We start from the raw sequence: 20,223 nt of genomic DNA on the forward strand, positions 1-20,223 counted from the left end.
TAAAGACTTAAAGGTATTATAAAAATTGCAATTAAATCAAATTTTGACCGAATAAAGTTCAAGTGGAATTTTTCAATACCTTTATGTGCAACATATTTATATGAAACCTGTTTCTTTTAAATTGTATGTCAGACTCTAAGGGAAATAAATTTGATTGGGAAATTCTGAAAAGGATTTTGAAGTTGGCAAGCCCGTATAAAGGTCTTTTTATTGGCGTAGCTATCCTGGCCGTCGCGATTGCTCCGATCTCCGCTGTCAGGCCTTACCTGATCAATGTGATTGTGGATGATTACATCTTCAATAATGACATTCCCGGATTAATCCGGATGTCACTGGTATTCGTTGGGGCCGTACTTCTTGCAGTTTTACTCCAGTATATTTTTATCTATTCTGTTAATCTTTTAGGCCAACAAGTGATCAGAGATCTACGGGTGAGGGTTTTCAAGCATATTTTAAGTTTGCGTTTGCGTTTTTTCGATCAGACCCCGATAGGAACGATCACTACAAGAACGATTAATGATGTGGAAGCAATTAACAACGTCTTTGCGCAGGGCGTAGTCACTATCGTAGCAGATATTTTAAGCATATTTGCAGTTCTCGGCTTGATGTTTTTCACGTCTGTAAAATTGACCCTGATTTGTTTGATCACCATGCCTTTGATGATGCTTGCCACTTATATATTCAAAGAAAAAGTCAAGGCCAGTTATCAAAGGGTGAGAACTCAAATTTCGAGGATGAATGCTTTCCTCAATGAGAGGATAACGGGTATGCGCATCGTCCAAATCTTTAATGCTGAGCAGCAGGAAAGGGAGAAATTTAAAACGATTAATCGTACTTATACTCAGGCGAATCTGGATGCAATATTATATTATGCTGTCTTTTATCCGGTCGTCGAAATCATCTCTGCACTTTCCCTGGCGCTATTAGTATGGTGGGGAGCAGGTGGTTACATTGAGGGATCCGTTACCTTTGGAGCATTGGTTGCGTTTCCCATGTATCTCAATATGCTTTTCCGTCCCATTAGGATGCTGGCAGACAAGTTTAATACTTTACAAATGGGTATGGTAGCCGCAGACCGGGTTTTTAAAGTGGTAGACAACGAAAGCAAAATTGAAAATCCAGGTAAGATTTATGTAGAAAAGCTGGAAGGAGATATCAAGTTTGAAAATGTATCATTCTCCTACGATGAAGAAAACTATGTGCTTCATGACATTAATTTCACGGTGAAAGAGGGAAGTACTCTGGCCATTGTGGGAAGCACGGGATCTGGCAAATCTACGATCATCAACATTCTTAACAGGTTTTATGAAATCCAAAAAGGAACCATTTCTATAAATGGCATTGATATAAGGGAATTTAATCTGGATAGTCTGCGCAGCCGCATAGCAATAGTTTTACAGGATGTTTTTCTGTTTAACGGTGATGTATTAGACAATATCAGTCTAAGAAATGAAGACATCAGCAGAGAGAAGGTGATTCAGGCTGCCAAATCGATTGGTGCAGATGCTTTTTTGGAAAATCTACCGAACGGATACGATTACAAAGTGATGGAGCGGGGTGCTAATCTAAGTATGGGGCAACGTCAATTGATTTCATTCGTTCGAGCGCTGGTTTTCGACCCTGATATTTTGATTCTGGACGAGGCGACCTCCAGCATCGATACTGAAACTGAAGCAATCATACAAAATGCAATTGAACAGCTTATCCAAAAGCGAACTTCCATCATCATTGCACATCGACTTAGCACGATAAGGAATGCAGATAATATTCTTGTTCTTGATAAAGGCAGAATTAAAGAGTTTGGATCTCACGAAGAATTAATGCAAATTGAAAATGGTCATTATCGAAACATGATCGAAATGCAGTTCGTGGAAATGAGTTAAATCCTCTCTAATTCTACAGTAAAATGTCGAAGTATAGGTGCCTGCCGAATGATTTTAAATCCACTCTTGTATTCCTTGGCTTTAGCGTAAATATGGGATAATGCCACCGCTATATAATCCATATGCTGGAGTGAATAGACCCTTCTAGGGATCGCTAAACGAAGTAATTCCATTTCCGGATATCTTTCTTTTCCTGTTTCAGGATCACGGTCTGCTAATAGGGTCCCAATTTCAACCCCTCTGATTCCAGCCTCAATATAAAGTTCTACAGCCAGGAGTTGAGCAGGATACTGACCTTGGGGAACATGAGGGAAAAATTTTAATGCATTGATGTAAATTGCGTGTCCCCCTACCGGTGTCTGAATGGGTATGCCCAGATTTTGGAGTTTGTCTCCCAGATATTTTACCTGAGAAACCCTGTCATGAAGGTAATGAATTTCACATGCCTCCCTCAAGCCCACTGCCAATGCACCCATGGCCCTCCCACTCATGCCTCCGTAAGTGACATAACCCTCATAAATGATGGTGAACTGACACAACTTTTCGAATAGCGCTTTATTATTCAAGGCAATAAAACCGCCAATATTAACCAGGCCGTCTTTCTTAGCACTCATCCAAACTACCTCGACATCCCGAAACATTTCCAGAACAATGCGCTTTATGCTCCAGTCCTTAAAATCTTCATCTCTGCGCTTAATAAAGTATGCGTTTTCAGCGTACCTGGCTATATCCATGTAAACCGGAATCTGATATTTTGCAGCAAGAGCCTTGGTTTGCTGAATATTTTTCAAAGAAACCGGTTGGCCGCCTACCGTATTGCACGTGACTGTGATGACTATAAAAGGAATTTTTTCTTTGCCGTATTCAACAAACACACTTTCAAGCTTTTCCAGGTCAATGTTGCCTTTGAATGGATGCTCCACATTGGTTTGAAATGCTTCCTTAATGGTACAATCCAATGCTATGGCTTTTCTAAATTCAATATGTCCTTTCGTCGTATCGAAGTGGGCATTCCCGGGAATCACATCACCTTCCTTCACTGTCGCAGAGAACAAAACATTTTCAGCAGCTCTACCTTGATGTGTAGGAGCAATAAGTTTGAATCCCATCAAATCTTCCACTGTCCGCTGGAGTTTGAAGTAGGATTCAGAACCGGCATATGATTCATCACCTATCATGATCTCAGACCACTGTTGTTCGCTCATTGCGCCGGTACCGGAATCTGTAATCAAGTCTATGGTTACCCAATCACTGTGCAGGTTGAACAGATTATATTTTGCCTGACTAATTCTTTGACTTCGTTCTTCTTTAGTATTGAAATAAACGGGTTCGACAGTTTTGGTTTTAAACGGCGGGATAGGAGGCAATTCCATGATTTTATGATTTGTAATATAAAATGAAGTGAACAAATTTTGGTGAACTTCGTGAAGTTCTATTCGGTTTTATCAATTTGCTTAGGGCAAATCTCTCATTCGATCAATATCAGGTAAATTGATCCCGTTCTTTGATCAAAATGTATTTGTTCATACATGCAAAAATAAGCAGATTTTATAAAAGTACTATTCAGTTACCTTTAAGATTGTCGATTTTTAATGCTTACATTTAAATCGTGAAAAATATATGGATCATCATATTGACTTTATTTGTTTTCAGGCTATCAGCCATTGAGCTCATTTTCACGGATGCTATTATCCAAGGATCCAAATCTACCATCGTACCTTTTAAATACTACCAAAGTCTGATTATCCTAAATGTTAAAATTCAGGATCAAGAAGGTTCATTCATTTTGGATACCGGTGCCAATGGTTTGGTTCTAAATAGCAAATACTTTGAAGCTGATAGGCTTTCTTCCAATTCTGCCTATGGATTGAATGGTGAAATATCAGAGGTAGGCCGATCAAAGGTAAGAGAGATGATGATCGATGAAATTATGTTCTCTAACATTTCAGCAGAAAACATTGACCTACGTGAAATTGAGGAAAAGAAAAAACTGAAAATTCTTGGGTTAATAGGTTATAATGTAATTAAGGATTATGAAGTGATGCTCAATTACAGAGAAAGATATGTAACTTTTTCAAAATTAGATAAGAGGGGGCATATCATAGAAATTCTGGACCACACACGAGAAAAACTCGATAGCTTTGACTTTGATATTGCGAATTTCATACCTGTCATTGAGGTATCGATTAATGGAAAGATGAAGCGGATGGGTATAGATACAGGAGCTGAGATCAATGTGATTGATAATCGAAGAAATAGAAACATACTTGAGAACTTTAAAGTGATTAATCGCATTAATATTGCTGGTGCAGACGGAAGAAGCAGGCAAGCTATAGCCGGTATACTTTTTAGAGTCAAATTGGGAAACGACTACAGATGTGCATCTATGGCAACGATGATGACCAATATGGATAGTCTGAATGAAATTTATGGTTCCACTTTAGATGGTATTTTCGGACACAGCTTTCTTGCGCCCTGGATTTTCAGTATTAACTATAAAAAGAAAAGAATTTATATACATCGCATTAAATATTCGAGGACTTGAAATGAAATCCATTGTCTCCATATTAGTATTACTATTTCTGAGTAAACTTGGTTTCGGTCAACAGGAAGCACCATCCTACTCCATTTCGAATGATAGCGTTATTTATGAGTTCAGCCCAGAACAGCTTGACTCGCTTTATAGCGTCCCCTACGACCTGGTACATGACTTCGATTCCATACAGCTTTCAGAATTCATTGCTTTGGGAACCAAAGAAACTTTGCTGGATAAAGGCTGGAAAATTAAACGAAGTGCTAATGGAAGATTGCAGATCAAAAAACATCTGGATGATTTTATGGCTGATTTCACCTTCCTTGATAAGTATCGGATATTACCCGACTATTGGAAACTTCCAAGATCGGTTTTGGATTCCTCTTTATATGAAAGAGATCCACTATTTGACAAGGACGAAGAGGGAAACACGACATTTTATATTGAGGGTCATGAAGATGCTGAGAAAGTTATACTAGCCGGATCCTTTAATGGTTGGAATGAGCAAGAATTGAAAATGAATAAAATCGAAAACGGTTGGGAGTTGACCTTGCAACTTCAGCCAGGGATATATGAGTACAAATTTATAGTTGATGAGGTATGGACTCATGACTTGAATAATTCCTTAAATCTAGAAAATGAGCATAAAACGCTTAATTCGATTCTACTCATTGGAGAAGATGTGACCTTTAGATTGCCAAATGAATCACAAGCGAAAGAAGTATATCTATCCGGAAGTTTTAACAACTGGGATGAAAAATCTCTGCCGATGCAAAAAATAGGTGATCGATGGCAGCTCGAATTGAAACTTCCTCCTGGTAAGCATTATTACAAATTCATTGTAGATGAGCAATGGACCATTGATCAGGAAAATGACCTGAGAGAGAAAGATGAATGGGGGCGCGAAAATTCTGTGTTGATTGTAAACTAAAAGAAGTCTTAAGGGTGAGGAAGAGCTCCCCACCCTTTAAAACTTTCTTAAAACACCTTTTAAACCCTTTTTCTTAGTTTTTCTTGTCTTGAGCCTATGGTATGCAGGCAAGGATTTTTAGTTTATCTGAAAGATAGTATTCAGGGTGAAAGCATTATTCACCCTGAAAGACTATTCTTTAAAAACACCTTTTAAACCTATTCTTAAATTTCTTTCTTAAGATTCTATCTTAAAATACTTTTATTTCAATTATGGTTTTCGATCGAGGTCGTGTTAAAGCTAAATGCACTTTTCATATGCATTATTTCAAAAGTAAAATGAACCACTAAATGTGAATGTAATGAGGAGATTGATCATCGTTATTTCTACCCTCATCCACTTTTACTACTTGAAAGTGTTTGCAAAATCCGAATCCTTCTCAGGTATTTCAGATTTTAACTAAATGTCTAAAGGTGTTAAATACTTGAAAGATTTTATGAAACCTTTCGAAAACTGGTGATCAAATACAGAACAAAAATGCTCTTTCGTTTTTCATAACTTGTGATAAATATATACATTACTTTTTCAATTTTGCAAATCATTTATTGACAAAAAAATGCACAACTAAAAATACACAATTTTCATGCCAAATCATAACTAATACATTATTAGTTATTTAAGAGTTTTTATCTTTAATTTTATTTAATAAATATTATTTTATTCACAATGCGCATTTGCAATATAGCTTACATTCTTTTTCATTGATCGACGTTTTAATGAACTTTGTCTAGTACTTGGAACAATGCCATTTATTTATTAGTTTGACACTTAAAGTATTATAATGGCATTCATTCCACAAAATAGAAGAAGAGCAGGTAATCCTTTCGGCAATTGGGTCGGCATTATCATGATGGTTGTCATTTTGATTGGACTCTTTGTTCTACTCAGAGGCATCTTTAAACTTCTTTATTTCCTGGCTCCCGTCATGTTGATCGTGACCTTAATTTTAGATTATAAAGTGGTTATAAATTACATCAAACAATTAGGAAGTTTATTCGCGAGAAATCCCCTTTACGGAGTAGGAGCAACAGCTCTCACCTTTTTCTTTTACCCAATCGTTTTCGCAATCTTACTTTTCCGTGCCTTTGCCGGAAGGCAAAGAAAAAGATTTATTGGTGAAAGTGAGGCAAGGACAGAAACGGATTTTGTGGAGTACGAGGAAATTGACGATGAGCCATTGGATCTCGATGAATTTGGTAAAGTCAAGGAAAAGCGATACGATGATTATTTTAAGGGGGACGAAAGTAGGTAATGACTGGAATCCTGTATTTTACATCTATTCTGATTGCTTTCATTTACATATTTATTATCACTCATTTATGGACTTCATGGCAAGAAATAGATGAATGGCACTTCTCGCCAAACTTTCTTCCAGATACGAAAGTCACTGTAATCGTTCCTTTCCGAAATGAGACTGAGCACTTAGGCCCGTGTCTTCATTCGATCCTACTGTCCAATTATCCAAAAAAGTATCTTGAGATCATTGCTGTGAATGACCACTCTACGGATGATTCCATAAGCAAAGTGCCCACTGATGTTCAATTGATTGATGCTGAAGGATTTGGTAAAAAAAGTGCCATTGCATCCGGTGTGAGGGCTTCCAATGGTCATCTTATCGTGACTACCGACGCTGACTGCACCGTAGGTCGAAATTGGTTAAAGGAAATCGTATCTTACTATGAATATACCAGCAAGAAATTTATAGCAGGCAGTGTGGCCTTAGAAGGCAAGAAAAATGTTTTAGAATACTTTCAAATCATGGACACATGCGGAACCATGGGTTTTCACGCTGCTGGCATTCATAATAAAACGTATTTTCTGGCCAATGGAGCCAATCTGATTTTTGAAAAGGACCTCTTTGACGATCTGAAACCTTACGAAAACAATCAGGATTTGGCTTCAGGTGACGATATATTTTTTATCAACTCAGTCGCCAAAGCGGATCCTGAAGTCATAGGTTTCTTGAAGTCCAAGGATTCAGTTGTCTCAACAACAACAGTCAAATCCTGGACAGACTTATGGAAACAGAGAAAACGTTGGGCTACAAAGACCCATCGGTTCTCTTATGGACTCTATAAGTGGATGACCGCCTGTATCTGGATTCTTTCGATATCTATCATTATCAATGCAATTCTAATCCCTTTCACAAATGGATTAAGCCTCTTCGTAATGTTAACTCAGCTATTGATTAAGGGCATCATGGACTATCTGTATCTCCAGAATATGTGTCATTATTTCGGGAAAGAAAAAACTCTGAAATACTTTATACCTGCATTCTTTATTCAGACTATATATATTGCCGTAGCTGGATTATTCACATTCACTAAAGGTAACTACGAATGGAAAGGTCGAATGGTCAAATGATTTCATTGATTTAAATGGTATTTAAAGATTATTAACAAATAATTTATGACCGGTCAAGCCTTATTTAATCGTGTGAGCGCTATTTTGTGAGATTATTGAAAACCATTCAGAACCTCAATCATTTTAATGCATAGCATTAGCAAGACCTTATGATAAAGAAATTCGCATATATATTTTTCCTTGGCTCTATTTTGTGCTTGATGGGTTGTGATCAGGAGGATGATGCAAGTCCCAGACCTGCCGCTTCCTCTGGACCCCGAGTGTTAAAAGCTGAGGCCATCCTTCCAAAGAAATCAAAGTTACAGGAGAAGGCAACATCGACTGGTTCCTTTATTGCTGAAGACCAGGTTGAGATTTCTTCTGAGGTTTCAGGCTATCTTCAGTCCATTTATTTTAATGAAGGTGATTACAAGCGAAAAGGAGAACAATTGGCTAAAATTAATGATTCCGAGCTCCAGGCCCGCAAGAAAAAGTTGCAGATAGATCTGGAATATGCACAGCAAGAGATTCAAAGGGCTAATAAATTATTGGAAATCCAGGCCATCAGCGCAGAAGAAGGTGATCGCCTTGCCAATCAGGCGAAGGTCATTCAAGCAGAAATTGATGTTTTAGATGCTCAAATTGCCAAAACATTAATCCTTGCACCCTTCTCAGGCCGCATTGGAGTTCAATTAAAAAGCGAAGGCGCCTACCTTTCACCAGGCGTAGGTATTGCAGAATTACATCGACTAAATCCCATCAAGTTGGAGTTTTTTGTGCCAGAAAAATTGGCAGGTACTGTGAAACAAGGTGATGAAATCCAATTTACCATACCCTCTAGTTCTGACACTTTCACAACCAAAATCTATTTGATTTCTCCAAGTATGGACGAAAATAATAGATCTCTGCGTATGAGGTCCAGGATTAATAATAACCAAGGCCAGTTTATGCCAGGTGGTTATGCCGACGTTTTTTATGACATACAAACAGAGGAAGGTTCACTGTTAATTCCAGCAGAGGCCATCATTCCTGTACTGGATGGCCAAAAAGTGATGAAAGTAGAGCGAGGGAAGGTCAAATCACAAAAAGTGGAGGTTGGAATGCGAACAGCAACCAATGTTCAGATACTGGGTGGAATTACAGAAAATGACACCATTCTTGTTACCGGAATATTAACAGCCACCGATGGTGCACCTGTAGAAGCAACCCTCACTGAAGTCAAGTCTTTATGAATTTATCCAGTTTAAATATAGAGCGACCAGTATTATCGTCAGTACTGTCGATAGTGGTGATTGTCTTTGGAATCATTGGCTTTAGCTACCTCGGCGTAAGGGAGTACCCTTCGGTAGATCCGCCTATCATTTCAGTTGTAGCAAACTATCCGGGGGCCAATGCTGATGTCATGGAATCTCAGGTTACAGAACCGCTGGAAGAAAGCATCAATGGTATTTCAGGAATCAGAACCATTTCTTCAGTGAGTGCTGACGGAAGATCCACCGTAACAGTAGAGTTTGAAATTGATGTGGACTTAGAAGCTGCTGCAAATGACGTCAGAGATCGGGTATCACGGGCCATAAGGTCTTTACCTCCAGATATAGAAACACCGATTGTCAACAAAGCCGATGCCGATGCTACTACTATTATGGCATTAACCATACAGTCGAACAACAGATCTTTGCTAGACTTGACAGATATGGCGGACAAAATGTTCAAAGAACGTTTACAAACTGTGCAGGGAATAGCGAATATCAGAATATGGGGTTCTAAAGTTTACTCCATGAGGTTGAGTCTAGACCCCAATAAAATGTCAGCCTTACAAATTGCCCCTAACGATGTCAGACGTGCGCTTCAGCGTGAGAATGTTGAATTGCCTACAGGTAAGATCGAAGGGTATCGGCAGGAACTTACCATTAGAACTTTCGGAAGGCTTGAATCGGAGGAAGATTTTAACAATCTTATTTTGGGCGAACAGGGTGGTCAGATCATTCGATTAAAGGACGTTGGTGAAGCCAAGATAGAAGCCCAGAATAAAAGAACATTACTAAGGGGAAAAGACATTATTCCAATGGTCGGCGTTGCGATTACGCCTCAGCCGGGTGCCAACTATATAGAAATCGCTGACGCAATTTACGAAAGGGTCGACCGTATTGCCCAGGAACTGCCCGATGACATACAAGTAGGATATGCCTTCGACAACACGGAACAGATAAGAGCGGCTATCGATGAGGTGCAAAACACTATATTCATTGCCTTTGCCCTGGTAGTATTGGTCATTTTTATCTTTTTAAGAGACTGGAGAACCACCATTATACCAGTGGTAGTTATGCCCATCTCATTAATTGGATCCTTTTTCATTTTATACATTATGGATTATTCCATCAATGTTCTGACCTTATTAGGCGTTGTGTTATCCACTGGACTGGTAGTAGATGATGCCATTGTAATGCTTGAAAACATCTATCAAAAAATTGAAAAAGGCATTGATCCCATCAAGGCGGCACATGAGGGTGCGAAGGAAATTTTCTTTGCGATATTAGCCACCTCGATTACACTAATCGCAGTGTTCATGCCAGTTATATTTCTTTCAGGATTATCTGGAAGATTATTTCGAGAATTCGGATTTGTAGTAGGAGGAGCAATTGTGATATCCACGTTTGTGTCGCTTACCTTGACACCCATGTTGGCCTCAAGAATGCTCAAAAAGAAGGAAAAGAGAAACTGGTTTTACGAATCTACCGAGCGCTTTTTTAACAGAATGACCTCCGGTTATCGAAAAAGTCTGGCTGGTTTTATAAAGTTAAAGTGGCTTTCCCCTATTATAATTATTGGCGCATTTATAGGCATTTATTTTCTCAGTCAAACCATTCCCTCAGAGTTAGCTCCTAAGGAAGATAAAGGTGCTTTTCGTGTCATTGCCTCTGCCCCGGAAGGGACCAGCTATGAACTGATGGATGAATATATGCTAGATCTGCTTGAGTTATTGGATACCATACCCGAAAGACAAGCTTATATCTCAGTAACTTCACCAGGATTTGGATCTTCTACTTCGGTCAACTCCGGATTTGTTTTCTTCAATTTGGTGCCACCTGATCAACGGGAAAGGTCTCAAACTGAAATAGTGAACAGCATCCGTCCTCATCTTGCTTCCAAAAATTTTGCGCGTGCTTTTGCCATTGAACCACAGACCATTGAGGTCACCAGATCTCTAGGTGGGTTGCCTGTGCAATATGTCATTCAAGCTCCGACGCTTGAGAAATTAAAGGAGGTCATTCCAGATTTTATTAGCAGAGCCGAAGATAATCCAGCTTTCGATGTGGTAGACATTAATCTGAAATTTACCAAACCTGAGTTAACAGTATCGGTCGACAGAGATAAAGCTCGCACCCTCGGCATATCCGTGCAAGATGTTGCTGAGACATTGCAACTTTTATTTGCTTCCCAACGATATGGATATTTTATCAAAGATGGCAAGCAATATGAGGTCATCGGCGAAGCAGCCAGGAATTACAGAGATGCTCCACTCGATCTATCCCAGGCAAGAGTGCGTTCAGACAATGGCCGACTGATCAAACTAACAGAAGTGATCAATATGGAAGAAACTTCCTCACCTCCACAGCTGTTTAGGTACAACCGATATGTATCCGCAACCATTAATGCCGGACTAAATGAAGGCTATACTGTAGGGATGGGCATCGAAGAAATGGATAAGATCGCTGATGAATTATTAGATGAAACCTACTCTACCTCTTTGGCTGGTAGCTCGAAAGAACTTCAGGAGAGTTCGAGTGGACTTCTTTTCGCGTTTGGTTTAGCTTTATTGTTGGTCTTTCTAACTTTGGCAGCACAGTTTGAGTCATATATTGATCCAATTATCATCATGGTGACCGTTCCATTGGCTGTATTAGGTGCCTTATTGACTTTGTACTTTTTCGGACAGACTTTAAATATCTTTTCACAAATCGGTATCATTGTCTTAGTCGGAATTGTGACTAAAAATGGAATCTTGATTGTAGAGTTTGCGAATCAAAAATTACAACAGTCCTCTTCGAAGGCTGAAGCTATACTGGATGCGTCAGCGTCACGCTTAAGACCTATTTTGATGACTTCTCTGGCTACTGTTTTAGGAACACTACCAATCGCATTGGCACTCGGGTCTGCTTCCACATCAAGGATCCCAATGGGACTGGCCATCATTGGTGGTTTATTATTTTCATTGTTGCTGACCCTTTACATCATTCCTGCGATCTACCTCTTGATCTCAAGGAAGAAACCTAAACTTAGTGAGCAATTATGAAAAGTAGATTACTCATTCTGAGCCTTTTTATGTCAATGGTTTTTGCTGGATTTCAAAGTAAGGCACAAAACCTCTTAAGTTTGAAAGAAGCGGTAAAAATTGGTCTGGAAGAAAATTTAGACATTGAAATTGCAGATATTCGTGAAGCACAGGCGCAGATTAATACCGGTAAAGGTGCTGCAGGAATGTTGCCATCTGTGACTGCTCAGGGAGATATTTCTTATAACGTCAGTAATACAAGGCAACAATTTCTGGATGGAAGAGCCAATGCCATTCCTTTAGGAACAGCTTTTCGTGCCAATGTTGGGGCAAGAATGGATTGGACTGTTTTTGATGGCATGGCCATGTATGTCAGAAGAGATTTGCTTGATGACGAATTGGAATTAGCTTCAATAGAGGTTAAGGAGCAGGCGCAAACATTAGGCGCCAATATTTCTGTAACCTATCAGGATCTTGTTCTCCAGGCAGAACTGATTGAGATTCTTGAAGAAAATGCCGCCTACCTGGAGGATTTAGTAGAACTATCAGAAGCTAAGCTGGAGATAGGATCAATTTCTAAATTGGAGGTGTTACAGGCACAAACAGATCTTAATGAGGTTGAAGGAGCAAGGCAGTTGGCAATGATGAATTATGAACTCTCGGTTGCAGAACTTAACAACAGCTTGAACCGAGAAGCCTCCAACTATTTTACTGTTGATACTAGCTTTTTAATCCCTGCCAATCCTCCTGATTATGATGTCTGGGTGGAGAAAGCTTTACGATCTAATTTCGGAATCAAACGAAGTCGCAAATCTCTACAAATGGCTCAAAGAAATATCGAATTGGCCGAAGCACAGATGAAGCCAAGGGTTAATCTAAATGCCGGTTTTGATATCGGATACCTTAATTCTACTTTCGGTTTTTTGGTTAGCAATCGATCCGTCGGTCCATTTGTAGGCGCCTCAGTATCATATAACATTTTTGATGGGTATAGAGTAAACCGAGAAATAGAACTGGCCAAACTTCAGACACAAATATCAGAATTGTCGATAGATAGATTAAGTCTTGGACTGAAGAATAACCTGTTTATTTTTTATCAGCGATTTCAATATCATGCTAAGCAAGTAGAAATCGAAGAGGGCAATCTTGAACTGGCTGATGAAAATTTCAGACTAGGTGAAGCCTTGTTTCGTAATGGTGGTATTTCTCAGTTTGATCTTAGGCAGATACGTATTCAAAAGTTGGCTATTGAGCGTAGACTAATTAGTGCTCGTTATCAAATGGCTGTTGCTTATATCAGGATGCTTGAACTTTCTGGTGAGCCCTGGTTATAGAGTCAGAAACCTTCATGTTTAAAACTAATCTGGCCACAAGGGACTATTCCATTCTCCAGTTCTGATAAACTCATTTTGTAATATATGCTGTTGCCCTTTAGAAACAGAGCTGCTCTCGGCGTTCCTGATGCCCGATAGGCAAGCGTTGCGATATAAAACATGTGCTCCTCTCCAGGATACAACCTCTTGAACATTTTCGTGGATTTATTAAAATTTGAATCCAAATAAGTCTTCAAATCCCTCAAACCATAATTGAATTCAGAAAGAAACTCCACGTGCAAGCTATCTTCAGGCAAAAACAATTTCAAGAAAGAATCATTATCCCGAAAAATGGCAAAGGAATCAGAAGGAAAGGACATGTCAATTTCCAGAATTTGATGGCCTTCGTTGACTACTCTGGTCCAAAATACAGCGAAAGCAAAGCTTCTGCCTTTCGAATCATCATACTGCGATCCATCAGGTGCAATGACTCCGCCTTTCGGAAGGCTATTCTGGATCATTAATTTCTGGCCTTCTGCAAAAGTGTACACACTGTCTGTATAGAGAAACCGGCCTAATTCGGAAATTGAAGACGATGTGGTATTTTTCTTCGCCTGAAAGGGAAAAGTCTCCAATTCTTTTCCACCGTCTGCATCACGGCTACCTCTAAATTGTTGACATGAACCTAGGCACAAAAGTAAGATTAACAGTATATGCAATAGTCTCATGAGAGGTATTGATTGAAATTACAAGTATTGAGCAGCGTAAATGAAAGTCAATTGCATTTTGATAGATACCAAAAAAATAGTCCGAACTTGCAAGCAAGTCCGGACTTTTCGACTAAGGTCTCAAAATAAGAAAACTACTTCTTCGGGCACATATTAGGATTATTTCGTATACAACTGATAACCATTAATCCAGAAATCGTGCCACTTATATTTTTTGATATTTTATCTTCTGTTCGCAACGAGGATAGAACGTCTCCTTTCGCTCAATTGTTTCCCAAATATATAATAAAACAGTAATATCTTACATATAAATATATTAAAAAATTAAATATTTATAGTCAACATTCATAGATGTAAACGCACTCATTGACAATAAGTTTCTTAAATATTAAAAAAAATTATGATGTGATAGATATTTCTATTCTTCCACCACTTCAAAATTCAATTGTCTTGCGTGTAAATCTGCTTCTAGCAATCTTACCTTCAATTCCTGCCCCATTTTCAACTCACGATTAGATCGGTTTCCCACTGCTTTCAACTTACTGTCTGCCAATTCAAAACTTTCATTGAAATCACTAAACAAGATAAGCCCTTCTGCCTTCGATTCTTTCAGCTGAACGAAAATTCCCTTATCAATCATACCAGATATGTTTGCGTCAAAAACCTGACCTTCTTTACCTTGCATGAACTCAACAGATTTGTATTTTATGCTTTCTCTTTCAGCAGTCATGGCTTTCCTTTCCTGTGCAGAAATATGGACCGCCTGTTCTTCCATTGATTGTTTGTTCCAACGTTTAGGTTCCTTTCCTAAATTGGCATACAAAACCCGATGCACCATGACATCAGCGTACCTCCTAATGGGACTGGTAAAATGGGCGTAGAAGTCAAAGCCTAAACCATAATGTCCAATATTATCAGTGGTATAAATGGCTTTTGCCATCGTTCTGATCGCCAGTGGTTCCAACATTTTCAAAAGCTCATTTTCCTCAGCTGCTTTTCCCAAACTATTATAAGAATCAATAATCTGCTGAGGTGTGTCAATTTTCATTGTAAAACCCAATTCCTTAGCAAACAGCGCAAAATCTTTCACTTTGTCGGGATCCGGTTCATCATGCACCCTGTATACAAAGGGTATTTCAACGCCTCCACTTTTCTTATCTATAAATATGGCTACTCCCTTATTGGCCAACAGCATAAAATCCTCTACTAACATGTGTGCCTCCTTTCTTTCCTTTACGAAGACTTCTATTGGCTTTCCATTTTCATCCAACTTGAATTTCACTTCATCCGACTCAAAAGAAATGGCTCCATTAGCAAATTTCTCCTTACGCAATTTCAGGGCGATTTTATTTAAGAGCAAGACTTCATCTGCAAAATCGCCTTTTCCGGTTTCAATGATTTCCTGAGCCTCTTCATAGGTAAACCTTCGATTTGAATGAATCAGCGTTTTTCCAAACCACTCATCGATCACTCTGTAATTTTTGTCAAAAGTAAACACCGCGGAGAAGGTAAACTTGTCCTCATTAGGCCTCAGTGAGCAAAGCTCATTAGATATGCGTTCAGGAAGCATAGGAGCAACCCGATCTACCAAATAGACGGAAGTAGATCTTTTAAAAGCCTCTTTATCCAACTCGGTTCCCTGCTTCACAAAGTGGGTTACATCAGCAATGTGGATTCCCACTTCAATATTACCATTATCCAATAATCTGACGGATAGCGCATCGTCAAAATCTTTTGCAGTATCAGGATCAATCGTGATGGTGGTTACTTTTCTAAAATCTTTTCGCTCTTCTACATCACTTTTTGTAATCTCACCATCCAGGGCTTCCGCTTCAGCTATCACTTCTTCCGGAAATGTAATATTAAATCCGTTATTGATTAAAATCGCATTCATTTCCACATCATTGGAATCAGCTTTACCCAAATTGGTTTCAACCTTACCTGTCAAAAACTGATCTTGTCCAGGCTTACCCCAGTCAGTAATCTTGGCAATGGCTTTATCACCATCATCGGCACCATTCAGATGCCTGAAAGGTATACGGATATCTATATTGTTGTAAAAATTATCTACCATCAATAATGCCTGGTTCTTCAAAATTCTTACCGTGCCCAGAAAATGGGTAGCAGACCGATCGATTACCTTGATGACCGTTCCTTCCGGTTTTCTTCTACCTTTGGGAGTCCATGAATTGATTAAAACTTTATCTCCATTCATCGCACCATTTAAATTCCTGGGAGAAACATAAATATCCTGCGCCTTTCCTTCCACCATAATATAGGCAGCACCGGATTTTGTCATGTCTACGATTCCTGACAGCTGTATATCTCCTTTTCTGGTTTTACCGCTTTTTTGCGAAAAGCCATTGTCGCTGCCGATTTTGTATTTATTTTCCTTGACTTTAATGAGTTGACCTTGGTTAGAAAGTTCATTCATCGTCATCGTAACAGAATCAATATGGTTCTTTATTTTAAGTGTTTTTACGACTTGTTTCGGAGTGAAATGGCTTTCGGGATCAGATGAAAGTGTCTTTAATATATAATTCTTAAGTTGTCGTCTCTTTAGCTTTTGGCCTTTAATTCTTTTTTTCTTAACCATTTATATTTTTGGTTTATTTGTTTATATCAATATTATGAGTGTAACAGTCCCCAGTAACCGAGGGATGATAGGTCATGTGTTTACAAGCATCTCATCAGCTTCTAGACTGAAAGTTGACCTGCACCTTATACCCCACTTATCGTTCACTATATCTAATAAAGTAATTCGAAATAGAAAGACATTGTTCAATATCGTGGATGAAGGAACACTTACTATTCGAACTCATTCTCATTCAATGAAAAAATAACATCTCCCGTAGGCAGAATTTCCATAGAAAAGGATTTTGAATCTTCGGGGTTGTAATCGGGATTCCGAACATCGTCTTCACCGCTTACAATATGTATGATCCAGTCCTGGTCTATACTCGCCACTGTTTTAATGACTGTATTTCCATTGGTGATGGTTCCGCCCAAGACTTTTCCTGTTATAAATTCACCCTTCTTGTCAAAAGTCACCAAGTGGAACTCATAATTTAAAAGCTGGGCTTTCCAATATACCACTGCATCGAAATTCTCTGTATCCGGAATCTGAAAACAAGGAACATATTCCGTGAATTCATCAGGTTCTGTCAAGTCATGTTTCATGATGTATTCCCTGACAAATGGCATAGGCAAGGGTTTATTTTCCTTGCTAAAAACCACTAGAGTCTCATCGGTCAAATTAATCGGAAGTTCAACTGGAGGAAAAAAGTCAAGAAACTGACTAAAGCTTGGTCTGTTTTTACTCATGTACGACGCAAAGGTATGGTTTTTTTTGATTTCAAATTAGAACTGTTCTAAATAAATTCTTTAGTTTGCTCATGAAAAACAAAATCGCACCTTAAAAATTACATTTGTACCGACTTTAATAAACAATAATGAACTGGATCGTAAATTTTTTGACCTCAAGTATAGGAAGAAAGCTCATCATGAGCCTTACTGGCTTGTTCTTGATTTTGTTCTTGGTAGTCCATTTGGCTGGAAACTTACAACTGCTGACCAATGATGGTGGAGAGGCATTCAACACCTATGCTTACTTTATGACGCACAACCCATTGATTAAATTTATTTCCTATGGAAATTATTTTTTCATTATCCTTCATGCGGTTATAGGCATACTGTTATATTTTAAAAATAGAAAAGCTAAGGGAAGCAGTTATGCCGTTTCAGGTAGTTCAGATGAGACCTCATGGTCATCCAAAAATATGGCTTTGTTAGGTACCCTGATCCTGGCTTTTATATTTATCCATATGGGTGACTTTTGGTTTAAAATGAAGTTCGGAAACATGCCTGATGTCATGTCGGCTTCTTTAGGTGTTCCTGTAAAAGACCTTTTCACAAGGGTGTCTACTGCCTTTGACAATCCCGTTTTAGTGATCATCTACCTTATTGGACAGGTGGTCTTAGCCTTTCACTTGTGGCATGGCTTTGCGTCAGCTTTTCAGACACTGGGCCTCAATCATCCGAAGTACACTCCTATTATTCAGGGAGTAGGAAAGATTATTGCCATACTAATACCTCTTGGTTTCGCATTGATCCCAACACTTCATTATTTGGATATTTATTTGTTTTAATCGACTAGAAAAGAAATTATGGAACTTAAGAATAATGTACCTGAAGGCCCCCTGGCCGAAAAGTGGACAAATTACAAGTCGACAATGAATCTGGTGGCTCCGAATAATAAGAGAAGAATAGAAATCATCGTAGTAGGGACTGGGTTAGCAGGAGCTTCAGCTGCAGCAACTCTTGGAGAATTAGGCTATAAAGTGAAAGCGTTTACTTTTCACGATAGTCCGAGAAGGGCACACAGTATCGCGGCCCAAGGTGGAATCAACGCAGCTAAAAACTATCAGAATGACGGAGATTCCGTTTATCGACTTTTTTACGACACCATAAAAGGAGGAGATTATAGATCTCGTGAAGCTAATGTTCACAGATTAGCTGAAGTGAGTCGAAATATCATTGATCAATGTGTGGCGCAAGGTGTTCCGTTTGCAAGGGAGTATGGTGGACTTTTGGCCAATAGGTCATTTGGTGGCGTCCAGGTATCCAGAACATTCTATGCAAGAGGACAGACTGGCCAACAATTATTATTAGGTGCTTATCAGGCGCTTTCAAGGCAGATTTCTCTAGGAAATGTCCAAATGTACAATCGGCACGAGATGCTTGATTTGGTTAAAATTGATGGTAAGGCCAGAGGAATCATTACCAGGAATTCCCTGAATGGTAAAATAGAAAGACATGCAGCTCACTGTGTAGTTATAGCAACCGGTGGATATGGAAATGTATTTTACCTATCCACCAATGCCATGCAATGCAATGTGACAGCTGCCTGGAGATCGGTTAGAAGAGGAGCCTTGATGGCCAATCCTTGTTTTACACAGATTCACCCCACATGCATCCCGGTTTCAGGAGAGTATCAATCCAAACTGACATTGATGTCAGAATCATTGAGAAATGACGGACGGGTATGGGTGCCCAAGAAAAAAGAAGATGTAGATGCGATAAGAGAGGGAAAGAAAACTGGAAATGATATTCCTGAAGAAGATCGCGACTACTATCTGGAGCGAAGATATCCAGCTTTCGGAAACCTGGTTCCTAGAGATGTGGCATCAAGGGCAGCGAAAACAGTGTGTGATCAGGGCTTTGGAGTGAATAAAACGGGACTGGCTGTTTATCTGGATTTCAGTTCAGCCATCGAAAGGTATGGAAAAACAGAGGCTCACTCTAAAGGACTTAAAAATGCTTCAGATGAAAAAATAAGAGAGTTGGGCAGGGGTGTTATTAGGGCTAAATATGGCAACCTGTTCCAAATGTATGAGAAAATTACGGGAGAAAATCCTTATGTGTTGCCCATGAAGATTTATCCAGCCATACATTATACGATGGGAGGCATATGGGTAGATTATAATCTGGAAACAAACGTCCCAGGACTTTTTGCTTTGGGTGAGTGTAATTTTTCAGACCATGGAGCAAACAGGCTTGGAGCTTCTGCACTTATGCAGGGCCTGGCTGATGGTTACTTCGTAATTCCGTATACAATTGGCCAATTTTTAAGTAAAGAAATTCGTACACCGGAAATCAGTGAATCAGAACAAGCTTTCATTGAGGCAGAAAAAGATACTCGAGATCGAATTCAAAAATTATTGACCATTAATGGTTCTCAGTCTGTGGAATCTTTCCACCGAAGATTGGGTAAAATTACTTGGGAGTATTGTGGCATGTCTAGAAATGCTGAAGGTCTGACCAAGGCAAGACAAATGATTCGCGAATTAAGAGAGGAATTCTGGAACGATGTTTTTGTTCCCGGCACAAATGAAGAATATAACCCAGAGTTAGAAAAAGCGCTTCGCGTTGCTGATTTCCTGGAAATGGGAGAAGTGATGATCTTGGATGCCTTAGACAGGAATGAATCTTGTGGTGGTCATTTCAGAGAGGAGTATCAAACTGAAGACGGAGAAGCGCTAAGAAGAGACGATGAGTATACTTATGCAGCAGCATGGTCATGGAACAATGGAAACCCTCAAGTTTTCAAAGAACCATTAGAGTTTGAAAATGTTGAATTGAAAACAAGAAGCTATAAGTAGTGGGAATATAGGTGCTTGT

The 20,223-nt window shown here is 39.1% G+C and carries 14 protein-coding genes; 10 read left to right on the forward strand and 4 right to left on the reverse strand.

From position 1 onward, the window contains the following. Window positions 1-125 precede the first annotated feature (125 nt). Window positions 126-1,883, forward strand: coding sequence for an ABC transporter ATP-binding protein (locus L2567_RS08025; protein WP_235297236.1), 1,758 nt, complete (start codon window positions 126-128; stop codon window positions 1,881-1,883). Here the strand turns inward: L2567_RS08025 and L2567_RS08030 are convergent. Continuing rightward, window positions 1,880-3,256 (reverse strand): tryptophanase, encoded by a 1,377-nt coding sequence (locus tag L2567_RS08030; RefSeq protein WP_235297237.1) that lies wholly within the window; start codon window positions 3,254-3,256, stop codon window positions 1,880-1,882. The two genes, L2567_RS08025 and L2567_RS08030, sit on opposite strands and share 4 nt — an antisense overlap. Window positions 3,257-3,492: 236 nt before the next feature. Here L2567_RS08030 and L2567_RS08035 point away from each other — a divergent pair, with 236 nt between their 5' ends. The 7 genes from L2567_RS08035 to L2567_RS08065 all read left to right on the forward strand — a co-directional run bounded on the left by L2567_RS08035 (window position 3,493) and on the right by L2567_RS08065 (window position 13,336). Then, window positions 3,493-4,428 carry an aspartyl protease family protein gene (locus L2567_RS08035; RefSeq protein WP_235297238.1) on the forward strand — a complete coding sequence of 312 codons (936 nt, stop codon included), beginning with the start codon at window positions 3,493-3,495 and terminating at the stop codon, window positions 4,426-4,428. A 1-nt stretch (window position 4,429) separates the two neighbouring features. Beyond that, window positions 4,430-5,347, forward strand: coding sequence for a glycogen-binding domain-containing protein (locus tag L2567_RS08040; protein WP_235297239.1), 918 nt, complete (start codon window positions 4,430-4,432; stop codon window positions 5,345-5,347). A gap of 820 nt (window positions 5,348-6,167) precedes the next feature. After that, entirely contained in the window at window positions 6,168-6,638 is a 471-nt protein-coding gene (locus L2567_RS08045; RefSeq protein ID WP_235297240.1) for a hypothetical protein, read from the forward strand. Further along, complete coding sequence (locus L2567_RS08050; protein ID WP_235297241.1) at window positions 6,638-7,750, forward strand: glycosyltransferase; 1,113 nt, start codon at window positions 6,638-6,640, stop codon at window positions 7,748-7,750. Before L2567_RS08045 ends, L2567_RS08050 begins: the two co-directional genes overlap by 1 nt. 149 nt (window positions 7,751-7,899) lie before the next feature. Then, window positions 7,900-8,961, forward strand: coding sequence for an efflux RND transporter periplasmic adaptor subunit (locus L2567_RS08055; RefSeq protein WP_235297242.1), 1,062 nt, complete (start codon window positions 7,900-7,902; stop codon window positions 8,959-8,961). Further along, complete coding sequence (locus L2567_RS08060) at window positions 8,958-12,023, forward strand: efflux RND transporter permease subunit (protein ID WP_235297243.1); 3,066 nt, start codon at window positions 8,958-8,960, stop codon at window positions 12,021-12,023. The genes L2567_RS08055 and L2567_RS08060 overlap by 4 nt, the downstream gene beginning before the upstream one ends. Beyond that, window positions 12,020-13,336, forward strand: a complete 1,317-nt coding sequence (locus L2567_RS08065) for a TolC family protein (RefSeq protein ID WP_235297244.1) — start codon at window positions 12,020-12,022, stop codon at window positions 13,334-13,336. The genes L2567_RS08060 and L2567_RS08065 overlap by 4 nt, the downstream gene beginning before the upstream one ends. Before the next feature lie 2 nt (window positions 13,337-13,338). On the opposite strand, the gene L2567_RS08070 is transcribed toward L2567_RS08065, so the two are convergent. From L2567_RS08070 to L2567_RS08080, 3 genes are all read right to left on the reverse strand, one after another. Continuing rightward, a complete protein-coding gene (locus L2567_RS08070; protein WP_235297245.1) occupies window positions 13,339-14,043 on the reverse strand; it encodes a hypothetical protein in 705 nt (234 codons plus the stop codon). A gap of 418 nt (window positions 14,044-14,461) precedes the next feature. Beyond that, the gene (gene rnr, locus L2567_RS08075) at window positions 14,462-16,639 is read right to left on the reverse strand and encodes a ribonuclease R (protein WP_235297246.1); all 2,178 of its coding nucleotides are present in this window, start codon (window positions 16,637-16,639) and stop codon (window positions 14,462-14,464) included. 212 nt (window positions 16,640-16,851) lie between these two features. Then, window positions 16,852-17,367, reverse strand: coding sequence for a hypothetical protein (locus L2567_RS08080; protein ID WP_235297247.1), 516 nt, complete (start codon window positions 17,365-17,367; stop codon window positions 16,852-16,854). A 128-nt stretch (window positions 17,368-17,495) separates the two neighbouring features. Between L2567_RS08080 and L2567_RS08085 the strand changes: the two genes are divergently transcribed. Continuing rightward, window positions 17,496-18,191 (forward strand): succinate dehydrogenase cytochrome b subunit, encoded by a 696-nt coding sequence (locus L2567_RS08085; RefSeq protein ID WP_235297248.1) that lies wholly within the window; start codon window positions 17,496-17,498, stop codon window positions 18,189-18,191. An 18-nt stretch (window positions 18,192-18,209) separates the two neighbouring features. After that, window positions 18,210-20,204 carry a fumarate reductase/succinate dehydrogenase flavoprotein subunit gene (locus L2567_RS08090; protein WP_235297249.1) on the forward strand — a complete coding sequence of 665 codons (1,995 nt, stop codon included), beginning with the start codon at window positions 18,210-18,212 and terminating at the stop codon, window positions 20,202-20,204. Window positions 20,205-20,223: the final 19 nt, after the last annotated feature.

The organism is Portibacter marinus (assembly GCF_021533195.1).
GTDB classification, from domain to species: Bacteria; Bacteroidota; Bacteroidia; order Chitinophagales; family Saprospiraceae; genus Portibacter; species Portibacter marinus.